The 22,375-nt window shown below is 65.6% G+C and carries 24 protein-coding genes; 5 read left to right on the forward strand and 19 right to left on the reverse strand.

Features of this window, described 5'->3' with window-relative positions; all coding sequences use genetic code 11:
• Positions 1-37: 37 nt before the first annotated feature.
• A complete protein-coding gene (locus ACFMBG_RS04375) occupies positions 38-346 on the reverse strand; it encodes a hypothetical protein (protein ID WP_421053507.1) in 309 nt (102 codons plus the stop codon).
• 226 nt (positions 347-572) lie between these two features.
• Here ACFMBG_RS04375 and ACFMBG_RS04380 point away from each other — a divergent pair, with 226 nt between their 5' ends.
• The 5 genes from ACFMBG_RS04380 (at position 573) to ACFMBG_RS04400 (ending at position 4,435) form a co-directional block, all read left to right on the forward strand.
• Positions 573-788, forward strand: coding sequence for a twin-arginine translocase TatA/TatE family subunit (locus ACFMBG_RS04380; RefSeq protein WP_174144998.1), 216 nt, complete (start codon positions 573-575; stop codon positions 786-788).
• A gap of 6 nt (positions 789-794) precedes the next feature.
• Positions 795-1,271 (forward strand): Sec-independent protein translocase protein TatB, encoded by a 477-nt coding sequence (gene tatB / locus ACFMBG_RS04385; protein ID WP_421053508.1) that lies wholly within the window; start codon positions 795-797, stop codon positions 1,269-1,271.
• A complete protein-coding gene (tatC, locus tag ACFMBG_RS04390; RefSeq protein ID WP_421053509.1) occupies positions 1,268-2,170 on the forward strand; it encodes a twin-arginine translocase subunit TatC in 903 nt (300 codons plus the stop codon). Before tatB ends, tatC begins: the two co-directional genes overlap by 4 nt.
• Positions 2,171-2,367: 197 nt before the next feature.
• Entirely contained in the window at positions 2,368-3,489 is a 1,122-nt protein-coding gene (locus tag ACFMBG_RS04395; protein ID WP_421053510.1) for an adenylate/guanylate cyclase domain-containing protein, read from the forward strand.
• Between the two features lie 103 nt (positions 3,490-3,592).
• Entirely contained in the window at positions 3,593-4,435 is an 843-nt protein-coding gene (locus ACFMBG_RS04400; RefSeq protein WP_421053511.1) for an ATP-binding protein, read from the forward strand.
• Positions 4,436-4,616: 181 nt separating this feature from the next.
• Here the strand turns inward: ACFMBG_RS04400 and ACFMBG_RS04405 are convergent, their stop codons facing one another.
• The 18 genes from ACFMBG_RS04405 to alr all read right to left on the reverse strand — a co-directional run bounded on the left by ACFMBG_RS04405 (position 4,617) and on the right by alr (position 22,256).
• Entirely contained in the window at positions 4,617-5,867 is a 1,251-nt protein-coding gene (locus ACFMBG_RS04405) for a peptidoglycan DD-metalloendopeptidase family protein (RefSeq protein ID WP_421053512.1), read from the reverse strand.
• 158 nt (positions 5,868-6,025) lie between these two features.
• The gene (locus ACFMBG_RS04410; RefSeq protein ID WP_421053513.1) at positions 6,026-6,673 is read right to left on the reverse strand and encodes a protein-L-isoaspartate(D-aspartate) O-methyltransferase; all 648 of its coding nucleotides are present in this window, start codon (positions 6,671-6,673) and stop codon (positions 6,026-6,028) included.
• Positions 6,670-7,464, reverse strand: coding sequence for a 5'/3'-nucleotidase SurE (surE, locus tag ACFMBG_RS04415; RefSeq protein ID WP_421053514.1), 795 nt, complete (start codon positions 7,462-7,464; stop codon positions 6,670-6,672). Before surE ends, ACFMBG_RS04410 begins: the two co-directional genes overlap by 4 nt.
• A gap of 226 nt (positions 7,465-7,690) precedes the next feature.
• Positions 7,691-8,338 (reverse strand): SDR family NAD(P)-dependent oxidoreductase, encoded by a 648-nt coding sequence (locus tag ACFMBG_RS04420; RefSeq protein WP_421053515.1) that lies wholly within the window; start codon positions 8,336-8,338, stop codon positions 7,691-7,693.
• Between the two features lie 113 nt (positions 8,339-8,451).
• Entirely contained in the window at positions 8,452-8,727 is a 276-nt protein-coding gene (locus tag ACFMBG_RS04425) for a hypothetical protein (protein ID WP_421053516.1), read from the reverse strand.
• 170 nt (positions 8,728-8,897) lie between these two features.
• Entirely contained in the window at positions 8,898-9,440 is a 543-nt protein-coding gene (locus ACFMBG_RS04430; protein WP_421053517.1) for a DUF2199 domain-containing protein, read from the reverse strand.
• A 159-nt stretch (positions 9,441-9,599) separates the two neighbouring features.
• Positions 9,600-11,120 (reverse strand): amidophosphoribosyltransferase, encoded by a 1,521-nt coding sequence (purF, locus tag ACFMBG_RS04435; RefSeq protein ID WP_421053518.1) that lies wholly within the window; start codon positions 11,118-11,120, stop codon positions 9,600-9,602.
• A 257-nt stretch (positions 11,121-11,377) separates the two neighbouring features.
• Positions 11,378-12,451 carry a DMT family transporter gene (locus ACFMBG_RS04440; RefSeq protein ID WP_421053519.1) on the reverse strand — a complete coding sequence of 358 codons (1,074 nt, stop codon included), beginning with the start codon at positions 12,449-12,451 and terminating at the stop codon, positions 11,378-11,380.
• A 149-nt stretch (positions 12,452-12,600) separates the two neighbouring features.
• Positions 12,601-13,260 (reverse strand): hypothetical protein, encoded by a 660-nt coding sequence (locus ACFMBG_RS04445; protein ID WP_421053520.1) that lies wholly within the window; start codon positions 13,258-13,260, stop codon positions 12,601-12,603.
• 3 nt (positions 13,261-13,263) lie between these two features.
• On the reverse strand, positions 13,264-14,664 hold the full coding sequence (locus ACFMBG_RS04450; protein ID WP_421053521.1) for a selenium-binding protein SBP56-related protein: 1,401 nt from the start codon (positions 14,662-14,664) through the stop codon (positions 13,264-13,266).
• Positions 14,665-14,939: 275 nt separating this feature from the next.
• Positions 14,940-15,620 (reverse strand): Hint domain-containing protein, encoded by a 681-nt coding sequence (locus tag ACFMBG_RS04455; RefSeq protein WP_421053522.1) that lies wholly within the window; start codon positions 15,618-15,620, stop codon positions 14,940-14,942.
• Between the two features lie 386 nt (positions 15,621-16,006).
• Positions 16,007-16,561 (reverse strand): CvpA family protein, encoded by a 555-nt coding sequence (locus ACFMBG_RS04460; RefSeq protein WP_421053523.1) that lies wholly within the window; start codon positions 16,559-16,561, stop codon positions 16,007-16,009.
• Positions 16,562-16,603: 42 nt separating this feature from the next.
• A complete protein-coding gene (gene radA / locus ACFMBG_RS04465; protein ID WP_421053524.1) occupies positions 16,604-17,965 on the reverse strand; it encodes a DNA repair protein RadA in 1,362 nt (453 codons plus the stop codon).
• A 207-nt stretch (positions 17,966-18,172) separates the two neighbouring features.
• Positions 18,173-18,955 carry a DNA repair protein gene (locus tag ACFMBG_RS04470; protein WP_421053525.1) on the reverse strand — a complete coding sequence of 261 codons (783 nt, stop codon included), beginning with the start codon at positions 18,953-18,955 and terminating at the stop codon, positions 18,173-18,175.
• Positions 18,956-19,106: 151 nt separating this feature from the next.
• A complete protein-coding gene (locus ACFMBG_RS04475) occupies positions 19,107-19,559 on the reverse strand; it encodes a paraquat-inducible protein A (protein WP_421053526.1) in 453 nt (150 codons plus the stop codon).
• A 137-nt stretch (positions 19,560-19,696) separates the two neighbouring features.
• Positions 19,697-20,443 (reverse strand): ABC transporter ATP-binding protein, encoded by a 747-nt coding sequence (locus ACFMBG_RS04480; protein ID WP_421053527.1) that lies wholly within the window; start codon positions 20,441-20,443, stop codon positions 19,697-19,699.
• Entirely contained in the window at positions 20,440-21,222 is a 783-nt protein-coding gene (locus ACFMBG_RS04485) for an MlaE family ABC transporter permease (protein WP_421053528.1), read from the reverse strand. Before ACFMBG_RS04485 ends, ACFMBG_RS04480 begins: the two co-directional genes overlap by 4 nt.
• The gene (alr, locus tag ACFMBG_RS04490; protein ID WP_421053529.1) at positions 21,219-22,256 is read right to left on the reverse strand and encodes an alanine racemase; all 1,038 of its coding nucleotides are present in this window, start codon (positions 22,254-22,256) and stop codon (positions 21,219-21,221) included. Before alr ends, ACFMBG_RS04485 begins: the two co-directional genes overlap by 4 nt.
• Positions 22,257-22,375 lie beyond the last annotated feature (119 nt).

The raw sequence follows: 22,375 nt of genomic DNA on the forward strand, positions 1-22,375 counted from the left end.
CCCGGCCCCGGGGACCTGCGGGCGCAGCTCCGGGGTGTTACGGCGCCATCTGCCACAGCACCTCTTCATGGCGCATGGCTGCGCTGTCCGGTGCAAGCGCCGCCACCACCTCGGGCGCGAAATCCTGCTGCATGAAGGTCTGCGCCACCTTTTTCGCCGTCGCCATGTCCTTCCAGACCACGTAGTCGGTCCATTTGCCGTCCTCGCCCTGGCTCAGCTGACGGGTGACAAAGCCGTCCTGGGCGCGGACGAACCCTTCGGTGCGCTGCATCAGGGCGGTGAAATCCGCAGCGCTCACGCCATCGGCCAATTTGAAGGTCACGATTTCGGCGACATGTTTGCTCATCACGTTTCTCCTTGAATGATGTGATGGGGTGGATTTACCGCCCTGCAACTGACATAAACCTGTCAGTTGGATGCGGGCGGGCGGCAAAAACTGCGGAATCCGGCTTTTGCGGGGCTTTTCTGCCGGGCTTGTTGCTTTCGCTCAAAGCGGCCCGCGCGCTAAACCCGTAGCGAACAATTCCACCGGCGCTGCCAATCTGCGCCGGATCACGTAAGGAGAGACTCTCATGCTCAACAACATCGGCCTGCCTGGCCTGCTGCTCATCGCCGTTGTGGTTCTGGTCCTGTTCGGCCGCGGCAAGATTTCGTCGCTGATGGGCGAAGTCGGCAAGGGCATCACCTCGTTCAAGAAGGGCATCAACGAAGGCAGCAAGGAGCTGGAGCAGGACGCCGCAGACGTGGCCAAGGACGTCACCCCCGAGACCGAAAAAGACAAGGCCTAAGCGGCCATGTTCGATCTTGGGTGGACCGAACTGCTGGTCATCGGCGTTGTCGCGCTGATCGTCGTCGGCCCCAAGGACCTGCCGGTGCTGTTCCGTAACATCGGGCGGTTCGTGGGCAAGGCCAAGGGGATGGCGCGCGAGTTCAGCCGGGCGATGCATGACGCGGCGGATGAGGCCGGGGTCAATGAGGTCGCCAAGGGACTGAAGGCTGCAACGAACCCCGTCGGCACTGCCATGGACGGGGTCAAGCAGGCCGCGCAGGAGATGGCCTCGTCGATCGACCCGACCAAATTCGACCCGAACAGCGAGACCGGCAAGCTGGCGGCGCAGCGCGCGGAAGATGCCAAGAAGATCCAGGCATCGACCGCCCGTGCCGCAGCCGAGCGCAAGGCGCGCGAAGCGGAGGAGGCGCTGGCCAAGGCAGAAGCTGCCGAGGCGGCACTGAAGCCTGCGGCGCCGAAGGAAGAAGAGGCCAAGTCATGAGCAAGACGGATGAGATCGACGACTCAACCGCGCCGCTGATCGAGCATCTGGCCGAACTGCGCAACCGGCTGATCCATTCGGTTGCGGCCTTCATCGTCGGCATGGTGATCTGTTTCACCGTGGCGACGCCGGTGTTCAACTTCCTGACCGCGCCGCTGTGCCAGGTGCTGGCCGAGGGCGGCCAGGACTGTGCGCTGATCTTCATCAGCCCGCAGGAGGGGTTCTTTGTCGCGATCAAGATCTCCTTCCTGGGCGGCTTTATCCTGGCGTTTCCCTATATCGGCTTCCAGATGTGGCGGTTTGTGGCGCCGGGGCTGTACAAGAGCGAGAAGGGGGCGTTCCTGCCCTTCCTGATCGCCTCGCCCTTCATGTTCCTGCTGGGTGCGAGCTTTGCCTTCTATGTGGTGACGCCGCTGGCCTATGACTTCTTCCTGGGCTTCCAGCAGTTCGGATCCGGCGGCGAGGCGGTTGTCGGCGAAGAGGTCAATCAGGGCCTCAGCGTGGTGTTCCAGGGCTCGGCCCAGGAGTATCTGAACCTCACGATCAAGTTCATCGTGGCCTTTGGCCTCTGCTTCCAGCTGCCGGTGCTGCTGACGCTGATGGGCAAGGCCGGGCTGGTGAGCGCCGAGGGCCTGGGGTCGGTCCGCAAATATGCGGTGGTGGCGATCCTGGTGCTGGCCGCGCTGGTGACGCCGCCGGATGTGATCACCCAGATCATCCTGTTTGTGGTGGTTTACGGGCTGTATGAGATCTCGATTTTCCTGGTGGGCCGTGTCGAGAAGAAGCGCGAGGCGCAGCTGCGCGCGGACGGCTACTATGACGACGAGGACGTAATGGATGCGCATCCCGACGATCCGCTGATGGCCGAGTTCGAGGCCGAGGACGGCAAGGACAAGTAAACCGCTGACGGTTTGAAACGGAAAGGCGCGCCAGGGATGGCGCGCCTTTTTCTTGTCTGTGGCCCGGAAAAAGGACCGGTTCACGCAGGGTGCAATGCCTGCAAGGACAGGGTTTCCCCGGATCAACCCGGCGCTGGCTGTAATCTGCTACAGTGAGCGTGCTGGTTTTGTTTTGAATATGTTCAACAGGGGGCCGGGTGGCGGGCAAACTTCCGATATCAAGCGGCAATTCCTGCGGTTCCGAGTACGAAGAAGCCCTGTCGCTGTGCGGCTTGGTCGATGATGTGCAGGCACCGCATCTGCTGGAGGCCCGCCCGTACCGGTTTGCGGAAGGCGAATACATCTGCCGCCCCGGCGATCCGGCCCATTGCCTCTGGATCATCGTGAACGGGTCCGTTGCCGTGAAGCTCGGCGAGCAAACCCTGTTTGTCCGGCGGCGCAACGAGGTGATTGGCGAACAGCATCTGGCCGGCAACGGGTATCAGCGCATTTACGGCCTTGTTGCGAATGAAAGCACCGTGGAAGTGCTCATCATCGAAAAGGACAAGATATCTTCGCATCCGGAGGCCGGGACAATCTGGCGCAATATCGCGAAGATCATCTCGCTGAAGCTGCGGGATGCCAGCCGCAAGACCGCATCGCTTGGCCGCCAGCTGGCCGATGACACCCGTATCCTGCACGCCTATACGAACCCCTATGCGCTGACCCGGCGGCTGCAGTCCGGGGGGGAGCACCAGGCGGAATACCTGGTGGAGCGCGCGGTGATCTGGTTTTCCGACGTGGTGAATTTCAGCAGGTATACGCTGCAGACCGCACCGGAGCGGGTTGCAGACATCGTGCAGCGGTTCTTCAATGCGCAGACGGAACCCATCCTCGAACACGGCGGCCATATCGACAAATTCATCGGTGACGGGCTGATGGCGTTCTGGGTCTTGCCGCGCAGTGACCAGGACGCGGGTCAGGCCTGCATGGATGCCGTGCAGGCCGCTGAGCAGTCCACGGCCAACGTTGCCGGTATCAAGATCGGTGCCGAGCCCTTGTCGCTGAGAGTGGGGCTGCACATCGGGCTGGTGGTGAGCGGTGATTTCGGATCGGCCACGCGGCACCAGTTCACCCTGATCGGGCCGGAGGTCAACAAGGCGGCCCGGCTGGAGCAGGTCCAGGCCGCGGACATCGTCGAAGGGGAGGGGCCCTTGGGCGCGGTCCGGATGAGCCGGGAGTTCTGGAGCGAGCTGAGCGGTGCAAAGCAGCGGGTTTTCAGGAACCGGTTCCTGGTGCAGGCGAAGAACATCGGGGAGACGGAGATTCTCACCAATTAGGACTGGCATCCCCCGGCAGTTCGGGTCTGGCTTCCACTCAGCCCCTTGCCGGCCCGCGCCTAACATGCTTTGAAATCCGGCAACTGACGGACGGAGGCAGCCCATGGACCAGATCGCATTGACCCGCATTGCCGAGGCGCTGGAGCGGATGTCGCCCGCGCCTTTGGAAACACCAGATTTCAACGCGGCCAGCGCCTTTGTCTGGCATGTGGGGCCGGAGCGGCTGGAACCTGTGGCTGAGATCAACCGGGTGGATCTGGACCTGCTGGTCGGTATCAACCGCTCCCGCGATACGCTCTTGGAGAACACCCGCCGCTTTGCCCAGGGCTTTGCCGCCAACAACGCGCTGTTGTGGGGCGCGCGCGGCATGGGCAAGTCGAGCCTCGTGAAGGCGGTGCACGGGGCGCTGCTTGCGGACCACCCGGATCTGAAGCTGGTGGAGCTGCAGCGCGAGGATCTGCCCTCGGTGGCGCGGCTGCTGAACCATCTGCGCGGCTCGGAGCACCGGTTCATCCTGTTCTGCGATGACCTGTCGTTCAGCCATGACGACCAGCACTACAAGAGCCTCAAGGCGGTGCTGGACGGCGGCATCGAGGGGCGGCCGGAGAACGTGGTGTTCTATGCCACCTCCAACCGCCGCCACCTGATGCCGCGGGATATGATCGAGAATGAGCGATCCACCGCCATCAACCCGTCGGAGGCGGTCGAGGAGAAGGTTTCCCTGTCCGACCGCTTTGGCCTGTGGCTGGGATTCCACCCCTGCGATCAGGACGAATACCTGATGATGATCGAGGGCTATTGCGCGGCCTATGGCGTCGAGGCGGACGCGGACACCCTGCGGGCCGAGGCGGTCGAATGGCAGGCCACCCGCGGCGCGCGCTCGGGCCGGGTAGCGTGGCAGTTCTTTACCGAACTGGCCGGGCGGCACGGGGTGGCGCTGCGCTGAGGCTCTGAGACGCCGCTGCGAGCTGCGAGCTGCAAGCGGAAGCCGGGCCGGCGCCTGCCCGGTGGGGCGGGCAGGCGCTGGCCCGGCGGCTTCGCCTTGTTCCGGGCCCGGATGTGCAACGCGCAATAAAAAGCCCGGCCAAACAGCCGGGCTTTTGTGTGTTAACAGTCTGTTACTGCCATCAGTTCAGGTAGCTCAGCGGGTCGATGCTTTCGAACCCGTCTCGGACCTCGAAATGCACGTAGGCATCATCGCCGCCGCGCAGCGAGGCGATGCGCTGGCCGCGGGCGACGCTCTCGCCCTTGTTCACCGTGATGTTGGCGACGTTCTGGTAAACCGTCAGCAGCTTCTGGCTGTGGCGGATCACCACGATCGGCACGTTGTTGGAATCCTTGGTGATCGCGGCCACGGTGCCCGCTTCGGCGGCATTGACCGGCGCGCCCGGTGCCGCGGCGATGTCGATGCCGTCATTGCGGCCCTTGGAGTAGGTCTTGATGATCTTGCCCTGCACCGGATAGGACATCGCCGCGGTACTGGCGCGGGTCGGCTTGGGCAGTTCCGGCTTGGGCAGGGTCTCTGCCGCGGGTTTGACCGCTGCGGGCTCGACCTTTTCCTCCGGCAGCGGCTGGCTGGCGCTCGGCGGTACCGGCGTCTGGCTGCCTTCACCCGGTTCGGTGACCGCAACGGGGGCTACGGCCGGGGTCAGCTCGGCCGCTGGTTCCTCTTTCAGCGGGATCAGCAGGAACTGGCCCTCGCGCACGGCAAAGTCGCTGCCCAGGCCGTTCCATTCCGCCAGCGATTTCACCGGCACCTGGTAGAGCCGCGAGATGGTATAGGCGGTCTCGCCGCGTTTCACCTTGTGGCGCACCGGCTCCGGGCCGCGCTGCACCTTGGCGGGCTGCGGCTTGGGGGTGGGCTGGATCGTGGTGGTGGTTACCGAACCCGGGTTGGGGGAGGTGAGCGGCGCAGTCTCGATCGCCTGGCCGGCCAGGGTGGCGATATCCACCGAGCCCGGAGTGGCGCTGCCGCCCGGGGGCAGGCTGGCGGGCGCCCGGCGCGGCAGCGCCAGAACTTCGCCCTGGCGCATCTTGTCGCCGGTCTCCATGCCGTTGAAGCGGGCGACCTCCTCCGGAGGCAGGCCGATGCGGGCGGCCACGTCCGAGACGGTGTCGCCGCGCTGCGCCACCGCCACCTGGTAGGAGGGGTAGGTGATCAGGCCGCGGGCGTCCGGCGAGGGGCGGCTGGAGGTCGCCGACTGGGCGGCAGTGGCGGTGTTGAAGGCGCCGAGCTGGCCGCGCAGGTCGTAGTCCAGCGGGCTTTGGCAGGCCGCCAGCACCCCGGCCAGCGGCAGCAGGGCCAGCAGCCGTGCGCGGGGCCGCACAAAACGGGGCAGCCCGCGGGATGCGGTCCGGGTGGAGGTGGTCCGGGTCATCTTGCTCTCCTCAAAACACGCTTCCCCCTTTTTCGCGGGGATTCTCTCGCGTCAATCACTATAGCCCATGCAATCCAGCCGGCGGCTGAATTCCGCTGCCAGTTTACGGGGGCAAGGCAGGAAGATCAAACCGCCGCTTGAGATTTGCGGCAGCTGCCCTAGCTGTCCTTGCCGAGGCCTTCGAGCAGCGGCACGAAGCGCACCGGGCGCAACTCGTCATACTCCAGCCCGTCCTCGGTCTTGCGCACCCGGATCAGGGTCTGCACGTGGTCCGACTGGCCCACCGGCAGCACCATGATGCCGCCGGTCTTGAGCTGCGCCAGGAGCGGCCCGGGCGGGTCCTCGGCGGCGGCGGTCACGATGATGCGGTCGAACGGCGCCTGGTCCGGCAGCCCGTGGCTGCCATCGCCCACCAGCGAGGTCACATTGGCAAGCCGCAGCTTTTCGAACACCGAGCGCGCCTCGCGCACCAGGCGGGCGTGGCGGTCGATGGTGTAGACCCGGCGCGCCAGTTTCGACAGGATCGCCGCCTGGTAGCCGGAGCCGGTGCCGACCTCCAGCACCGTATCGCGCGGCGAGATCTGCAGTGCCTGGGTCATCATGCCCACCACCGAGGGTTGCGAGATGGTCTGGCCGCAGGCAATCGGCAGCGGCACGTCCTCATAGGCGCGCTCGGCAAAGATGCCGCGCACGAACAGGCCGCGGTCGATCTCCTCGATCGCCTCCAGCACCTGCTGGTCCGTCACCCCGCGCGAGCGCACGGAGAACAGGAACTGCATCTTGGTTTCCGGATCGGGTCCGCTCATGCGCCGGCTCTCTCAATCGCTTTCAGCGCATCCATTGCGTCGCGCGCGGTCAGATCGGCGCGCATCGGGGTGACGGAGATATAGCCGTCCAGGTTGACCGCAGCGTCGGAGCCGGGGGTGGCCTCGACATGCTGGTTGCCGCCGCGGATCCACAGGTAGCGGCGTCCGGTGGGCGACAGCTGCTCCTCGGCCGAGAAGTGGCAGCCGTGGCGGTAGCCCTGGGGCGCAATGCGGGTGCCCTTGACGTCCGCCGCCGGGACCGGCGGGAAATTGATGTTGTAAAACAGGCGGTAATCCTGCGCATCCTGCGGCTGGGCGGCCAGGACCTTCTTGATCAGCGCGGCTCCGTGCACGGCGGAGGCTTCGAAAGGATTGTCCGTCTCCCGGTTGGCGGGGCCGTAATACTGCGACAGCGCCATGGCCGGGATGCCTTGCAGCGCTGCCTCCATGGCACCGCCGAGAGTGCCGGAATAAAGCGCGTTTTCCGCCGAGTTGTTGCCGCGGTTCACGCCGGACAGCACCAGGTCGGGCCTTTGGCCGTGCATCACCACATGCAGGCCGGCCAGCACGCAGTCGGCAGGCGAGCCTTCGGCGGCAAAGCGGCGTTCGCTCAGCTGGCTGAGCATGGTGGGGCGGGTATAGCTGATGCAATGGGCGACGCCGGATTGTTCAAAGGCCGGCGCCACGGTCCAGACCTCGCCATCGGGGCCCGCGACTGCATGGGCGATGGATTCCAGGATGGTGAGCCCTTCGGCGCTGATGCCGTCGTCATTGGTGATCAGAATGCGCATGGGGTGTCTGCCTGCCGTCTTCAACCGGGTTTTCGATTGAATAGGACCTGTGCCGGAACGGGGCAAGGTTTTCGCGGAGGGAAGCGGCATCCGCCGCAAAGCGGGGCAGGGAGGCAACAGGCGGAGCGCCAGGGCGCGCTCCCGCCCCCTGGACCCGCATCAAAGATGCCGGTCCAGGCGTTGGGCCGGGCGCCGCGCGATGCGCGGCGCGGGCAGGCTGCAGGTGTCAGTCTGCCAGGATCTGCGGCAGCAGGCGCGCGGCCTCGTCCTGAATCGGGGTCAGCGCGCCGCGGTCCTCGCCCGGGTGGAAGCGGGCACGCAGGGCGGTGGCCATCGGCTGCGGCTCAAGGATCCGCACCTGCGGGCCGGTGCGTTCGGTTTCCGCCTGCCAGCTGCGGGCCAGCGCCATCTGCGCGGCCTTGGTGGCGCCATAGGTGCCGTAGAACTTTTCGCCCGCCTTGGGGTCGTCAAAGAACACCGCGCGCCCGGTCTGGCCCAGCAAGGGCGCCACATAGGGGATCAGCACCGAGGTTGCAGTGGCGTTGATGGCAACGGCCTTGGTCCAGTCCTTGGCGGCCACCGACGGCACCGGGCACAGCGCGGTGGCGTGGATCGCGGTGTGCAGCCACAGGTCCAGTTTGCCCCAGCGGTCGTGGATGCCGCGGCAGAGCGCCGCCATCGCCTCCGGCACGGTGATGTCCATGGGCGCCAGGGTGGCACTGCCGCCCGCCGCCTTGATACGGTCGTCGAGCTCTTCCAGCGCACCGGTGGTGCGGGCGACGGCGACGATGTGATGGGTGGGCGCAAGCGCCTCGGCCAGGGCGTTGCCAAGGCCGCGCGATGCGCCGGTGATGAGAGCGAGCTTTTCTGTCATGGCCGCCTTCTTGGGCCGCGGGCGCAGGCAGGTCAAGAGCCAGCGGCCCGGGGCAGGAATTTTCGAAAATTCCTGGCAAATTTCCTCGAAGAAATTTGCGCGGCTGCCGCGGTTCAGCTGCCGGGCATCGACAGGCGTTTGGTCTCGCCGTTGGCGCTGAGGATCAGCCCGTGGGCATCGATCGCCACCACCCGGCCCAGGGAGGACAGGCGGGTGCCGCGCGACACGGTTTTGGTGCGGCCGTTGGGCAGGCGCACCAGCGCGGTCAGGCTGTCCTCGGGGCCGTAGACGCCCAGGAGGTTCAGCTTGTTGCGGTTCACTGCATTGTCCTGGGTGGCCAGCCCGGCCACCTTGGCGGGTGTTTGGCCCGCCGATTCTGCATTTGCCATGTCATCCATCCCCAGTTTGTCCGGGAGTATCTGGCCAATCCGGAGGGCCGCTTCAACCGGTCTCTGCAGGGCTCGGCGGGAAGCCGCGGACCGCCGGAGCGCGATGAGTGAAAGCCTGCCGCCGCGCCTGCCCGGGTGCCCGGGCGGTGCCAAAAATCAGGTGCCAAAAATCAGGCGTCAAAAACCAGCGAGGGCAGGTCGTGGCCGTAGGCATAGAGCAGCTCCAGGAGCTCCTCCAGCGCGGCGCCGTCCTTCTGCAGCGGGTAGAGCGGGTGGTTCTGCTCGGTGACCTTGAGCTCGGGGTACTGGCCTTCCGGGCGCATCTCCAGCACGCAGCCCGCGGGCACCGGCATATCCGGCGGGATCGCATTGGCCAGCCAGGCCGGGCGGTCGCCCAGCTTTTCCGTTTCGCGCATCTCGAACAGGTCGAGATAGGCGTCGAAGTCATCGCGGCTGAGGCTGGCCCAGGTGCCCAGGATGAACTCCTCGCCTCGGGTGCCGGACAGCGGGATCGCCAGCACCGCGCGGACAAAGCGCAGGTCGCCCAGACGGCAGAAATCCTCGGTCAGGATATCGCCGCGGGTGGCGAGGACGGCGGAGTTGTCCTCCACCTCCATGTCCTCGGAGCAGATGTCGGGCCGGTCGCAGCTGAGGCTCAGCAGTTGCGCAAAGGTGGCGCCGCAGCAGCGGCACTGGCGCGGAGAGGTCAGCATGCGGGCAAGATGCGCGTCCAAGGGGCGGCCTTTCGTCTGGAAGCATAAAAAGGCGCGGGCCGTCACGGCCAGCGCCTTGTCTATGCAGTGTTCGCCGCCCTCATACGCGGATGCGGCCGGAAGTTCAAACCCCCGTTATGGGAACGGGGCAGGGCCGGCTCAGCCGGAGGCCAGCTTGGAGGCGTTCCAGGAGGCGCCGGGCACCGGCATGTCCTTGATCTTGGCGCTGACCCGGCTGCTGCTTTCCAGCGCATCCAGATACTCGCTGGTGACGCCGGTGACGTAGTTGCCGTCAAAGCAGGAGCAGTCAAAGCCCTGGATATCCGGGTTGCCTTCCTGTGCCGCCCAGATCAGGTCGTCGAGCTTCTGGTAGAACAGCGCGTCGGCGCCCAGCTCCTGGCGGATTTCCTCGATGCTGAGGCCGTTTGCAATCAGCTCGTGCTTGGTGGGCATGTCGATGCCATAGACGTTCGGGTATTTCACCGGCGGCGAGGCGGAGGCGATATAGACCTTCTTGGCGCCGGCCTCGCGGCACATCTGCACGATCTTCTTGATGGTGTTGCCGCGCACGATGGAGTCGTCGATCAGCAGCACGTTGCGGTCCTTGAACTCCAGCGGGATCGCGTTCAGTTTGCGGCGCACCGATTTCTGCCGCTCCGCCTGGCCCGGCATGATGAAGGTGCGGCCGACGTAGCGGTTCTTGACCAGCCCCTCGCGGTAGCGGATGCCGGTGGAGTTGGCGACTTCCAGCGCCACGGGGCGGGCCGAATCGGGCACCGGGATGATGCTGTCGATTTCCAGCCCGGATTCCTGGATCTGCTTGGCCAGCGCCTGGCCCATGCGCAGCTGGGTCTTGTAGACGGAGACGCCGTCCATCATCGAGTCGGGACGTGCCAGGTAGACATATTCGAAGATGCAGGGGGTCAGCTTGCCCTCGACCGCCTGGAACTCATGCAGGTTGCCGTCCAGATCGATCAGCACCGCCTCTCCGGCCTTGACGTCGCGGACCTTCTCGAAGCCGTTGATGCCAAAGGCCACGTCCTCGGAGGCAATGCAGTAATCATCGCCCGCGCCCTGCGCCGGGCGCTTGCCCAGCGACAGCGGCCGGATGCCGTGCGGGTCGCGGAACGCCAGCATGCCGACACCGGCAATCATGCACAGCACCGAATAGGCGCCCTGCACCCGTTCCATGGTCATTTTGACGCCGGCAAAGATGTTGCGGATCGGCTCGGCGTTGCCGTTCACCTTGATCGCATCGGCCACCTTGTCGGCCAGCACGTTCAGCAGGATCTCCGAATCCGAGGTGGTGCGCAGGTGGCGGCTGTATTTGCCGGTCACCTTCTCGCGCTGCTCGGCGGTGTTGGTGATGTTGCCGTTGTGGACCAGGTAGATGCCGTAGGGCGCGTTGACGAAGAACGGCTGCGCCTCGGTCGCGCTGAGCGAGCCTGCGGTGGGGTAGCGCACGTGGCCCATGCCGACGCGGCCGGTCAGGGTTTCGGCATCGGACGGCCCGAACACATCCTTGACCAGGCCGTTTTCCTTGCGCTCGCGGAAGAACTCGCCGGTGTAGGTCACGATGCCGGAGGCGTCCTGGCCGCGGTGCTGCAGCATCAGAAGCCCGTCATATATCTCCGCAAAGACTTCCGTGTCCCGGCTTGCGATCCCCAAAATCCCGCACATTGGCTGGCTCCAATCCCGATTAGGCTTTGCTGTTCGATGGCTGATGGAAGCGGTGCTGGCGGCAGTCTAGCGCATTTGTGCACCGGGGCGCCAATCCGGCTGCCCTGGCCGCAGTCCGGCCCGGTGCCCGGGCGCCGGCCTGAGGGCCGATTGCGTCAGCGGACCCCGGCGCCAGGCGCGTCAGGTCATGTCCACAAAGGCAGGCGGTCAGCGGCGGCAAGGCGGTGAGGCTCCGAATCCGTTTCCTGTTCGCGCCCTCACATAGTGGCTTTCTTTCCTGCTGTCATCAAAGGATCACAAATCCCCGCTGCGCTGCGGCGGATGGCAGCGGCGCGGCGGCGTTCGCGGCGCTTGACGACCTCGCGGTAGAGGATGAACAGCCCGCTTCCGACAATCAGCATGCTGCCGGTGATGGTGGTGCTGCCCGGGATATCGCCCCAAAACAGCCAGCCCCACAGAACCGCCACCGGGAGCGAGCTGTATTCAAACGGCGCGATGCTGTTGGCCTCGCCCAGGCGGTAGGCCTGGCTGATGCAATAGAAGCCTGCGGCAGCGATCAGGCCGACGGCCACGATCAAACCGGTTTGCGCCAGGTCCGGCACGCTCCAGGCGCGGAACAGGTACTGGGCGCTGGGGTGGCTGAACCGGTCCAGCCAGCCGGAGCCGAAGGCCAGCCCCATGGCGCCGCTCAGGGCCACAAAGGTCAGCATCGAATAGAATGTCATCCGCAGGGCGCTTTCGGTCGGCCCCAGCAGCCGCGCCAGCAGGCTTTGGGCGCTGTAGGCGCAGGCGGAGACGATGGCCAGGATCATCGCCGGCTCAATGCCGTCCGCGCTGGGCTGGGCGACAAACACCACGCCCAGAAAGCCCGCGACGATGGCCAGCCAGCTGCGCCAGCCGACCTGTTCGCCCAGCAGAGGGATGGAGAAGATCACCACAAACAGCGGCGCGGTGTAGTAAAGCGGCATGGCGTCGGCCAGCGGCAGCACCGCCAGCGCCATCGAGAATGTGGTGAAGCAGATGAACCCGGCGGCGCCGCGCAGGCAGCTCAGGAACAGCTTGCGGGTCGCAAAGGCCCCCGGGCCCCCTGTCAGGTACAGCCCCAGGCTGACCGGGATCAGCGTCACCAGCCCGCGCAGGAAGATCACCTCCTGTACCGCCATCTGGCTGCTGAAGACCTTCATGATGACATCCTGAAGGGAGAAAACGGTCAGCCCGAGGACCAGCAAAAGGATCCCTTTGAGTGTGGTGTCGTCACCGGTGTGAGAGCTGTTGCCCAACGTGTTTATCCCATGTGTGGGGCTTGGGGGATGCGAAATCCCGCGCGCCAAGGCTGTCTGCAGCTCGGCACGCTAGGCAGGAAACACCGGAATTGCGGGCCGGGAAGCGACCTGGCCGGGTCTGGAACCGGCCTTGAACGGATTGGACCCGCACTCAGGCGGGCCCGGGGGCTGCGGATGCGGATTTGCGGGTTGTTCCATCAGTGCAGCGTCAGCAGCGAGATGGCGCCGACCAGCACCAGGCTGAGCGCCCAGACCAGGTCCAGGTTGAACCAGCCTTTGGACAGGAACTTGAGCCCCAGCCAGAAATAGATCCCCACCGCCAGCACACCGCCCGCAGCGGTCATCGCCAGGGTATGAAGCACGGCCACCAGCGCGGCGATGCCCGCGTTGCCGGTGATCAGCGCGCCGGCGGCGGCGTGGCCGGCGTCTGTTTCGACGGTGCGGCAGATGCCGAGGTAGATCGGCACCAGCATCAGCCCCGCGCCATGCGCCATCGCCGCCAGGAACGACCACAGCGCCAGCCGCGACGGCGGGACGCGGGCCAGAAACCGGGGGTGGCGGCGGTTCACCAGCAGGTAGAGGCCCAGAGCGATCACCAGGCAGGCGGCGCCGATCTGGATCTCGCGCTGCCACTCCGCCAGCACCATGAGCGCCGAGAACGGAAACAGGATCGCGGCCATGGCCAGCAGGTGCCCAGCCGCCAGCGCCAGCAGCGCCTTCAGCAGGCTGCCCCGCGACCGGTCCATCAGCGCGGCCGAAACCGCCAGCGGCCAGCCCATGCCGGGGTTCACCCCGTGATACACGCCCGAGGCGGCAACGGCCCACCACAGGGCCGCCGCCGTGCTGATGTCTGCCACGCGTCAGACGGAGGGGTAGCAGAAGCTGTCGGTGGAGCAGTCGCCCCCTTCCAGCCGGATCTGGTGGCTGCGGTAGCCCTTGGGGAACTCCACATAGAAGTCCTTGTCCAGCTCCAGCCCGCCGTTTTCGCCTGCGTTGGCCATCACCATCTGGCCGCCCCCGGAGTCCGGATAGAACTGGTCATCCCAGGTGGAATAGAGCGAGTTGGTCCAGTAGACCCGCTTGCCGTCGCGGCTGATCTCGACCATCTGCGGGCCATAGGCAAAATCCTTGCCGTTGGGGTGCTTGGCGCCGCGCGCGATGCCGCCGATCTCGACCTTGCCGGCCAGCTTGGGGTTCATCGGGTCGGAGACATCATACTGATGCATCTCGCCCAGGCCCCAGCAGGCCACGTAAAGGAACCTGTCATCCAGGCTGAGGTCGATATCTGTGACCAGGGGCGGCACCGCCTCGAACCCCTGCAAGAGCGGCGGCAGGTTTTCCGGCTTCTCGGGCCGCGGGTCGATGGTGATGGTCTTCTTGGCCTCGAAGGTGCCGTCGTCCTTCTGCCACCAGGTGAAGATCGCGCCCTGCAGGTTGGTGGTGTCGACCACCACGCCGCAGAAGCCGTAATCGCGTGAGGGATCATGCGCGGGCCGGATCTCCAGCGCCATCTGGTGGTTTTCGCCCAGGTCGATGGTCTGCACGTTCTTGCGCTGGCGCAGGTTCCAGAAATGGATCGAATGGCCGTATTTGTTGCTCAGCAGATCCTCCGGCACGATGCCGTTCTCGAACTGCGGCGGCAACGCCCATTCGGAGCTCACCATGTAGTCGCGCGGCAGGTTCCACCAGAAGTCATAATGCTTGTCCTGCTTGCCGCGGTCCATCTCGTAGCGGCCCAGGATCTCGAAGGTTTCGCAATCCATGATGAAGATGCCCGGCGGGCCGTCGGTGCCGTCTTTGCCGCCGCCGCCCAGGGTGGAGACATAGATGCCCTCCGGGCCGCAATGGATGGTGTGCGGGCGAGAATAGCCGGTCTTGGCAAACACTTCCTCGGGTTCGATGATCTTGTGGATCTTGGCCTTCAGGGGCTCCTTGACGTCCACCACGTAGATCCGGCTGGAACGGATGCCGGGAATGATCAGGTAACGCCGCTCCAGAAACGCGTGGCCGGACAGCGGCGACAGCGACGAAGAACAGGCGTTCCAGCCGAAGTGGTGAAACTCGTCGCCCTTGTTGGGCATGATCAGCTGATGCACGATCTCGCCGTAGCTTTTGGACTTCGGGTCGACATCGACCACCGCCAGCCCGTCGGGCTGCGAGCCGTCGGGACTAAGCATCAGGGTAAAGGCCAGCGTTTCCGCCGGGGCCTCCATGGCAAGCTTGGGGGTGGCATGAAAAGTGGGGTCAGGCCTCAAGTTCATAGTCAAATCCTCCCTGGAAACAGGCGCCTGAAATTTTGGTCTTCTTGCTGCGCCCGGCCCGATGCTTGCACACATCCGGAGTTCGGGCAAATTTTTTTGAAAACAGGCTTCCTGGCGGAACATTTGTTCCGCCCGGGTGGCCGTAATGCGCGCTTTCCGGCCCCTTTCGGGGCACGCGGCGGACCTGTGTTCTTGCGGCGCCAAGCGCCCCTGCGCAAAAGGAAAGGCCCGCACGAGGGCGGGCCGGAGGTGGGGGAGGGAAAAACGTTTCGGGATCAGGCCGCCAGGATGCGGTCCAGCAGGTTGTCCAGCGGCGCGGGCAGGCGGGCGTCTTCCTCGCCCATGCCGGTGTCCGCGAGGGCGCGGCCCTCGTCGCTGGCCAGAACCTGGCGGGTCTCGGTCAGCGACAGCTGGTGGAAGGCGGAGCCTTCGGTGTCATTGCCGGCGGGCATCAGCATGCCGCTTTCGGCCCAGACCAGCTCTTCTTCCTCGAATTCGAAATGGATGCGGCCCAGGCGCTCGGGCGCTGCTGCGGCAATGCCCTTGTAGCCGGCCAGCGCGATCAGCTTGGTGACGACAACCGGCAGGCCGAACAGGCGCTCGGCGGTGTCCATCTCCAGCGCCACTTTCTGGTCGGAGGGCAGCATCAGGTCGGTGTCATTGCCCAGGGCGCCGGCGGGGACATGCATCAGGGTGGTCAGGCGCGGCACGGCGTGGCGGACCGCTTTCACTTCCTGGGCGCCGCCGTCGAAGGTGAACACCATGTCGCCGGGCTTGACGTCGCGGGCCTGTTTGAAGCCCTCTCCGGTTTCCACCAGCGTATCGGGCAGGAAGCCGCCGCTGCGGATGCGGGCGCGCTTGGGTGCCGGTTTCACGGACTGCGGCAGGGGATTGGTCAGCAGCAGCACATCAACCGGCAGGTAGTCGGCGAAATCTGTGGTGTGATCCAGCTGCATTTTGGTGTCCCTTCTGAGCGTCTTCGTCCCGGCGTTTTGCCGTTGAAGCCATGTGGCCCCCGAATTGGGACCAAATTGGGGCGGGCTTGCGTCCCATTTCGGGATGAGGCGATTTTTCCGGGACAAAAACTGCTTTTTCAGGGGGATTGTTAACTTTTTTACGGTGCAGGCTGAGGATTTGTTAAGATTTAACGCGATTTTTGAGACGCCCCAACGGGCCTCCCAGCGCCCGATTCTCTATGGTTAACAAAGCGTTAATGTGTATTTGCGGTGTTAACCGCTTTGCGGCCGTCCTGTGGATAACCATGTGAACATATTGAAACCAAAGCAAAACGGGCGCCCCAGGGGCGCCCGCGTGTCAATCCTTTGGGGGTAATTCTTTGGAATTACTGGCCGCAGCTGCCGATCAGCGCTTCATACTGCTCGGTGACCCAGCCCAGGGCCTGCTCCGGATTGCGCTCCTCGATCTTGCCGATCATGCGCTCGAACACCACTGCCGAGCGGCTTTCGTCAACGATTGAGAAGCTCTGCCCGGTCATCACCACGGCATAGAGGAAGAAGGCAATCGCGACCAGAAGGATGCCGCGCAGCACCCCGAAGAAGAAGCCCGCGCCCTGGTCCAGCCCGCCAAGCGCCGAGCGCTGCACCAGGGTGGAGAACAGCGGCGTGAAGAAGGAGACCACGATCAGCGCCAGTGCAAACACCGCGGCAAAGGCGGCGATGATCGACAATTCGCAGCTGTCGGCGATGAATTCGCCCACCACCGGGATCTCCGCCATCAGCGGCTCGGCCTGCGGGGCGAAGATGAAGGCGAGCACACCGGCGGCGATCCAGCCGGCAATGGCCATGGCTTCGCGCACAAAGCCGCGCGAATAGGCCAGCAGCGCCGATACAACGATGACCAGGGCCACGACCCCGTCGATGATTGTGAAACCTTCCATATGCCTCGCCCGTTTACCTGCGATTTCAAATTTTTTGCGACTCTAGCCGGCCCCGAAGAATTCGCCAACAAAACCGGCCAGGTCGCTGGACTTTCGCAAGTTCAGGCCGTTCACGGACACAGTTTTGCTGCCGCCAGGGGCGATCGCCGCCGTGAAACCAAGTTTTTGCGCCTCTTTCAACCGGTTTTCGGTCTGCGGCGCCGGGCGCAGGGCGCCGGATAGCGAAATTTCTCCGAAAACCGCGGTATCGGCGGGCAAAGCGACGTCTTCCCGCGCACTGAGCAGCGCCGCCGCCACCGCCAGGTCGGCGGCAGGTTCCGAGATCTTCATGCCGCCGGCCACGTTCAGATAGACATCCAGCCCGGCAAAGGGGATGCCGCAGCGCGCCTCCAGAACTGCCAGGATCATCGCCAGCCGCGAGGAGTCCCAGCCGACCACCGCACGGCGCGGCTGCGAATGCGGCGAGGGCGCGATCAGCGCCTGCATCTCCACCAGCACCGGTCTTGTGCCCTCGATGCCTGCAAACACCACCGAGCCGGGCGAAGGCTCGCCTCGTTCGGACAGGAACAGGGCAGAGGGGTTCACAACCTCGCTGAGGCCGCCGCCGGTCATCTCGAAAACGCCGATCTCATCCGCCGGGCCAAAGCGGTTCTTGACCGCCCGCAGGATGCGGAACTGGTGGCCGCGCTCGCCTTCGAAATACAGGACGGTGTCGACCATATGCTCAACCACCCGGGGGCCGGCGATCTGGCCTTCCTTGGTGACATGGCCGACCATGATCACCGAAATCCCGTGCCGCTTGGCAAAGGTGGTCAGCTCATGCGCTGCCGCCCGCACCTGGCTGACGGAACCGGGCGCGCTGTCCACGTGATCGGCCCACATGGTCTGGATCGAGTCGATGATCGCCAGCTGCGGTCTCTCCGCCTCCAGCGTGGTGAGGATATCGCGCAGGTTGGTCTCGGCGGCCAGCTGCACCGGCGCATCCGCCAGCCCCAGCCGCTGCGCCCGCATCCGCACCTGGGCGCTGGCCTCCTCGCCGCTGACATAGACGGTCTTGAGGCCCGCATGGGCAAACCGTGCCGCCGCCTGCAGCAGGAGGGTGGATTTGCCGATGCCGGGATCGCCGCCGACCAGGATCGCCGAGGCCGGCACCAGCCCGCCGCCCAGCACCCGGTCCAGCTCACCCACGCCGCAGCAGGTGCGCGGCGGCGGGGTTTCACGGGCCGACAGATCCGTCAGCTGGATGGTGCGCCCGCGCTTGACGCCCAGCGATTTCTTGGCGGGGCCAGAAGACAGCCCCTGATCCTCGCTGATGGTGTTCCACTCGCCGCAGCCTTCGCAGCGGCCCGACCATTTGGAAAAGCCCGCGCCGCAGGCCGAGCAGGAGAAAGATGTTTTTGCCATGCTGGATCAGTGGCAGATGTTTCTGTTTTGTTCAAGGGGTTGCGCGTGCTGTACCGTGCGATGCGAGGCTCTGCCTCGCGCTCCGGGATATTTGAGGCCAGAAGAAGAGCGGATCCGGTCTTCTTCTGGCTGAAAGTATCCCGGGGGAGGCCCGTCAGGGCCGGGGGCAGAGCCCCGTCTCAGCGCCGCTGCAGCAGGCACAGCACCTCAGTCGGCGCGCCGCGGCGGCTGGATCGGCACCACGCTGCCCGCCTCGGGGCCGGAGCCGTCCGGCGGCGTCTGCAGCTGCGCCGACAGTTCCGGCAGCAGCTCGAACAGCTCGCCGCGCAGCCGCGCCAGGTGCGACTTGGCGATGCTTTCCTCGACCTCCACGTCGCGGGTCCACTGGCGCAGCTCCTGGGTGATGACCTTGGCATCCTCCAGCCGCGCCTTGAAGGCCTCGATCTCCTCCTGCCGCTGTTTCAGGAACTGCCGGGCGCGGGCGACCTTCTCGTCGGAATAGGTCTTGGCCAGCTCGCCGCTGATCTGGCTCATCTGCGCCGCGGCTTCCAGCACATCCGGTTCCAGGCCGGCCAGATCCGGGTGGTCGCGCAGATAGGCGATCCGTTCCTTCACCGCGTCGAATTCGGAGGCCAGCGTGAACAGCCCCGCCCGGTCGGCGGCATGGGCCAGCTGATAGGCGCGCAGCACGTCTTCCATGTTCAGCGCAAACCGCCGGTGCGAGGTCTCCAGCGCCAGGATGCGTCCGCTGGCGGGCAGAAAGAACACCAGCATCAGGGCCAGAACCGTCAGCATGATCTGCGCCGCCATCCCGGCGTTTGGATGCACTTCCCCACCGATCCCGGCCTGCAGGCTGAGCCACGGCCAGATGCCAAGGGCTGCCAGCAGGGTCGCGGCCAGCGCCGCCAGGGCTGCCAGGCAGATCGTGAAGAAGGCCAGCCGCATCATCACGGCCCGCGCGGTGAACAGGAATGATTGAAAGCCGGCCATTGCTCCCCCTTTCAAGCAGCAACATCAACGGATCCGGAGCTGGCGGGCAGGAGGGGGGAGCCTGATCAGGGCGCAGCTTACCGGTCCCGGGATCAGGATCCCGGACAGTTATCTCCCTTGATCTGGTGCGGTTTGCCCCGGGATCAAGGGCTTATGCGCTCTCTCGCGGTTTCGTGAGGCTGCGTTCCGTCACCATTCCCAGCACGATCGAGGCCAGGATGCAGGCGGTGAACATGTAAAGCCCCCAGGCGGTCTCAATGGTGGCGAGCCCGATCCCCTTGGCCAGGGTGATGTAAAGCGCGATCAGGAAGACATCGGCCATCGCCAGCTTGCCCAGCACATGCAGCACCGGCTGCACCTTGGCATCGAGCAGGTCCCACTGCACAAGCGCCAGGCCGATGGTCTTGAGGTAGGGGGCGAAGATCGCAAAGAAGGTGACGATCAGCGCCAGCGCCGCGTCGCTGCCCCACAGGCTCTGCAAGCCGGTGATCACCGAGATCTCGCTGAGGCCGAAGATAGGCAAGAGCCCCGCCCGCATCAGCGGCGCAAACCAGGCGACGGGGTAGAGGATCAGCAGTGACAGGGTGAGAAGGCGGAGGGTCATTTGTGTCTCCAATACTGGCAGCGGCCCGGGACGAGGCAGGTCCGGGATGGGGCGCTGCCCCCGCCGCGCGGGGCGCGCGGCTCCCCCGGGATATTTGCGGCCAGATGAAGAGGATCAAGCCCGTGCAATGCGAGCTGTTACCGCACCGCCTCGATCGGCCCCTCGGCGCGGCCGTGGATGAACTGCTCCACATAGGGATCGCCTGAATGGTCCATCTCAGCGACGGGGCCGGTCCATTGGATGATCCCGTCGTGCAGCATCGCCACATTGTCAGCAATGGCGCGCACCGAGGTCATGTCGTGGGTGATGGTCATCGCGGTGGCGCCCATCTCCACCACGATCTCGCGGATCAGGTCATTGATCACGCCGGACATGATCGGGTCCAGGCCGGTGGTCGGCTCATCGAAAAAGATGATCTCGGGCTCTGCCGCGATCGCGCGGGCAAGGCCGACGCGTTTCTGCATCCCGCCCGACAGTTCCGAGGGGTAGAGGTCGGCCACCTTGGCGCGCAGGCCCACGCGGCGCAGCTTTTCGATGGCGATCTCGCGGGCCTCGTCCACCGGACGCTTCAGCGCGCCGCGCAGCAGCCGGAAGGCCACATTCTGCCAGACCGGCAAGCTGTCAAACAGCGCGCCGCCCTGGAACAGCATGCCGAACCGCGCCAGGAACTTGTCGCGGTCGCCGGAGCCTGACGGCTTGCCATCGACATAAATTTCGCCGGAGTCGGGCTGGATCAGGCCCAGGATGCTTTTCAGCGCCACCGATTTGCCGGTGCCGGAGCCGCCGATGATCACCATCGAGGTGCCCTTGGCGATCTCCAGGCTCATGCCGTTCAGCACCTGGTTGTCGCCAAAGGCCTTGTGGACGTTTTCCATGCGGATCATAGAGAGAAGAACACCCCTGTCAGGACAAAGTTGGCGGCCAGGATCAGCACGGCCGCGGATTCCACCGAGCCTTTGGTGGCGCGGCCCACGCCCTGGGCGCCGCGGCCCGACTGCATACCGTAGTAGCAGCCCATCATTGCCGCGATGGTGCCAAAGGCCGCGCCCTTGACCAGCGAGGAGATGATGTCCAGCGGTTCCAGGAAGTCGACCGTGTTCTTGAGGTAGGCCGCCGCGTTGAAGCCGAGGTTCTGCACCGCCACCGTGTAGCCGCCCATGATGCCGATGATGTCGCCGGTGCCGACCAGCACCGGCACGGTGATCAGCGCTGCCAGAACCCGCGGCGCGACCAGGTATTTCATCGGATGGGTCGACAGCGTCACCAGCGCGTCAATTTGCTCGGTCACCTTCATAGTGGCGATCTCGGCCGCGATGGACGAGGTCACGCGCGCCGCGATCATCAGGCCGACCAGCACCGGGCCCAGCTCGCGCACCATGCCGATGGCGACGATCTGCGGCACCACGGCTTCGGCGTTGAAACGGGCGCCGCCGGCGTAGATCTGCAGCGCCAGTGCGCCGCCGGTGAAGATCGCGGTCAGGCCGACAACCGGCAGCGACAGCCAGCCGATGTTCAACAGCGCCTGCAGGAATTCGCGCGGGTAATAGGGCGGGCGGACCATGTGGCTGAAGGCACCCAGCGCAAACAGCGCCGCGCGGCCGACCGCGGACATCCCGGTCAGCGCGGCGCGGCCCAGCCGGGCCAGGAGGCTGACGGGATTCATTCCTGATAGGTCCGTGCGTAGCGGTGTCCGGTGGAGGTCAGGATCTCGTAGCCGATGGTTCCGGCGGCTTCGGCCAGCATGTCGACGGTCTGGTGCTCGTTGAGGATGGCCAGCGCCTCCGGCACCTCCGCCAGCTCCGTCACGTCGACGGTGATCAGATCCATCGAGATCCGGCCCACGACGGGGCAGGGGGTGTCCCCGGCAAAGACCTGAATGCCGCCGTTGCCCATCGCCCGGTGCAAGCCATCGGCGTAACCTGCGGCCACGGTGGCGATGCGGCTGGGGCGTTTGGCAACCCAGGCATTGCCGTAACCGGCGCTTTCGCCCGGCTCCAGATCGCGCACCTGAATGACCGGCAGGTCAAGATGCACCACCGGCACCGCATCCTTGAACGGCAGCCCGCCATAGAGGCCGACGCCGGGGCGGCAGAGGTCGAAATGGTAATCGGGGCCCAGCAGCATGCCGCCGGTGGCGGCCAGCGAGCGGGGGATGTCGAGCCCGTCGGTCATCTCGCGGAAGGCTTGCAACTGGCGGGCGTTCATCCCGTGGCCAGGCTCATCGGCGCAGGCGAGGTGCGACATCAGCAGCACAGGGTTCTGGCCCAGGGCGATCTCCGCCACCGCGGCCCATTCGCCAGGCTCCATCCCCAGCCGGTTCATGCCGCTGTCCAGCTGCACCCCGAACGGGTGGCCCGGCAGGGTCTCGAAATGGCGCAGCATCTGGTCCAGCGAGTTCAGCATCGGCGTCAGCTGGAAATCCTTCAGCAGCTTGGCGTCGCCTTCCATATGGCCGGAAAACACCGAGATGCCGGGACCCGGCCCCAGCGCACGGCGCAGCGCGCCGCCTTCCTCGGCCGCGGCCACAAAGAAATTGCGCGCGCCGGCCTTGGCCAGCGCCTTGCCCACGCGGCCTGCATCCAGGCCATACCCGTTCGCCTTGACCACCGCGGCAGTCTCGCAGCCGGTCAGCGCATCCAGATTCCGCCAGTTGGTGACCAGCGCATCCAGGTTGATTGTCAATCTTGCCGTGCTCATGCGGTGTTCATGACATGGGCGGTGCGCAGGTCAAGGGGGAAAAACCGGAATGCCGGCGGAGGTTTGCCTTCGGGCAATAAATAAGCCCGGTCCGGCGGGGGAGCCGGGCCGGGCTGGCG

The sequence above is a fragment of the Leisingera coralii genome, assembly GCF_049056525.1.
Lineage (GTDB): Bacteria > Pseudomonadota > Alphaproteobacteria > Rhodobacterales > Rhodobacteraceae > Leisingera > Leisingera coralii.

What these genes read in the sequence shown, in the direction of transcription:
- ACFMBG_RS04400 (WP_421053511.1), top strand. Translation starts at nt 3,593, where the DNA reads ATGGACCAGATCGCATTGACCCGCATTGCCGAGGCGCTGGAGCGGATG.
- tatC (WP_421053509.1), top strand. Translation starts at nt 1,268, where the DNA reads ATGAGCAAGACGGATGAGATCGACGACTCAACCGCGCCGCTGATCGAG.
- radA (WP_421053524.1), bottom strand. Translation starts at nt 17,965, where the DNA reads ATGGCAAAAACATCTTTCTCCTGCTCGGCCTGCGGCGCGGGCTTTTCC.
- ACFMBG_RS04480 (WP_421053527.1), bottom strand. Translation starts at nt 20,443, where the DNA reads ATGATCCGCATGGAAAACGTCCACAAGGCCTTTGGCGACAACCAGGTG.
- ACFMBG_RS04375 (WP_421053507.1), bottom strand. Translation starts at nt 346, where the DNA reads ATGAGCAAACATGTCGCCGAAATCGTGACCTTCAAATTGGCCGATGGC.
- ACFMBG_RS04420 (WP_421053515.1), bottom strand. Translation starts at nt 8,338, where the DNA reads ATGACAGAAAAGCTCGCTCTCATCACCGGCGCATCGCGCGGCCTTGGC.
- ACFMBG_RS04380 (WP_174144998.1), top strand. Translation starts at nt 573, where the DNA reads ATGCTCAACAACATCGGCCTGCCTGGCCTGCTGCTCATCGCCGTTGTG.
- ACFMBG_RS04455 (WP_421053522.1), bottom strand. Translation starts at nt 15,620, where the DNA reads ATGCAGCTGGATCACACCACAGATTTCGCCGACTACCTGCCGGTTGAT.
- ACFMBG_RS04405 (WP_421053512.1), bottom strand. Translation starts at nt 5,867, where the DNA reads ATGACCCGGACCACCTCCACCCGGACCGCATCCCGCGGGCTGCCCCGT.
- ACFMBG_RS04430 (WP_421053517.1), bottom strand. Translation starts at nt 9,440, where the DNA reads ATGCTGACCTCTCCGCGCCAGTGCCGCTGCTGCGGCGCCACCTTTGCG.
- ACFMBG_RS04470 (WP_421053525.1), bottom strand. Translation starts at nt 18,955, where the DNA reads ATGGCCGGCTTTCAATCATTCCTGTTCACCGCGCGGGCCGTGATGATG.
- ACFMBG_RS04485 (WP_421053528.1), bottom strand. Translation starts at nt 21,222, where the DNA reads ATGAATCCCGTCAGCCTCCTGGCCCGGCTGGGCCGCGCCGCGCTGACC.
- ACFMBG_RS04410 (WP_421053513.1), bottom strand. Translation starts at nt 6,673, where the DNA reads ATGAGCGGACCCGATCCGGAAACCAAGATGCAGTTCCTGTTCTCCGTG.
- ACFMBG_RS04460 (WP_421053523.1), bottom strand. Translation starts at nt 16,561, where the DNA reads ATGGAAGGTTTCACAATCATCGACGGGGTCGTGGCCCTGGTCATCGTT.
- tatB (WP_421053508.1), top strand. Translation starts at nt 795, where the DNA reads ATGTTCGATCTTGGGTGGACCGAACTGCTGGTCATCGGCGTTGTCGCG.
- ACFMBG_RS04450 (WP_421053521.1), bottom strand. Translation starts at nt 14,664, where the DNA reads ATGAACTTGAGGCCTGACCCCACTTTTCATGCCACCCCCAAGCTTGCC.
- ACFMBG_RS04425 (WP_421053516.1), bottom strand. Translation starts at nt 8,727, where the DNA reads ATGGCAAATGCAGAATCGGCGGGCCAAACACCCGCCAAGGTGGCCGGG.
- ACFMBG_RS04475 (WP_421053526.1), bottom strand. Translation starts at nt 19,559, where the DNA reads ATGACCCTCCGCCTTCTCACCCTGTCACTGCTGATCCTCTACCCCGTC.
- purF (WP_421053518.1), bottom strand. Translation starts at nt 11,120, where the DNA reads ATGTGCGGGATTTTGGGGATCGCAAGCCGGGACACGGAAGTCTTTGCG.
- surE (WP_421053514.1), bottom strand. Translation starts at nt 7,464, where the DNA reads ATGCGCATTCTGATCACCAATGACGACGGCATCAGCGCCGAAGGGCTC.
- alr (WP_421053529.1), bottom strand. Translation starts at nt 22,256, where the DNA reads ATGAGCACGGCAAGATTGACAATCAACCTGGATGCGCTGGTCACCAAC.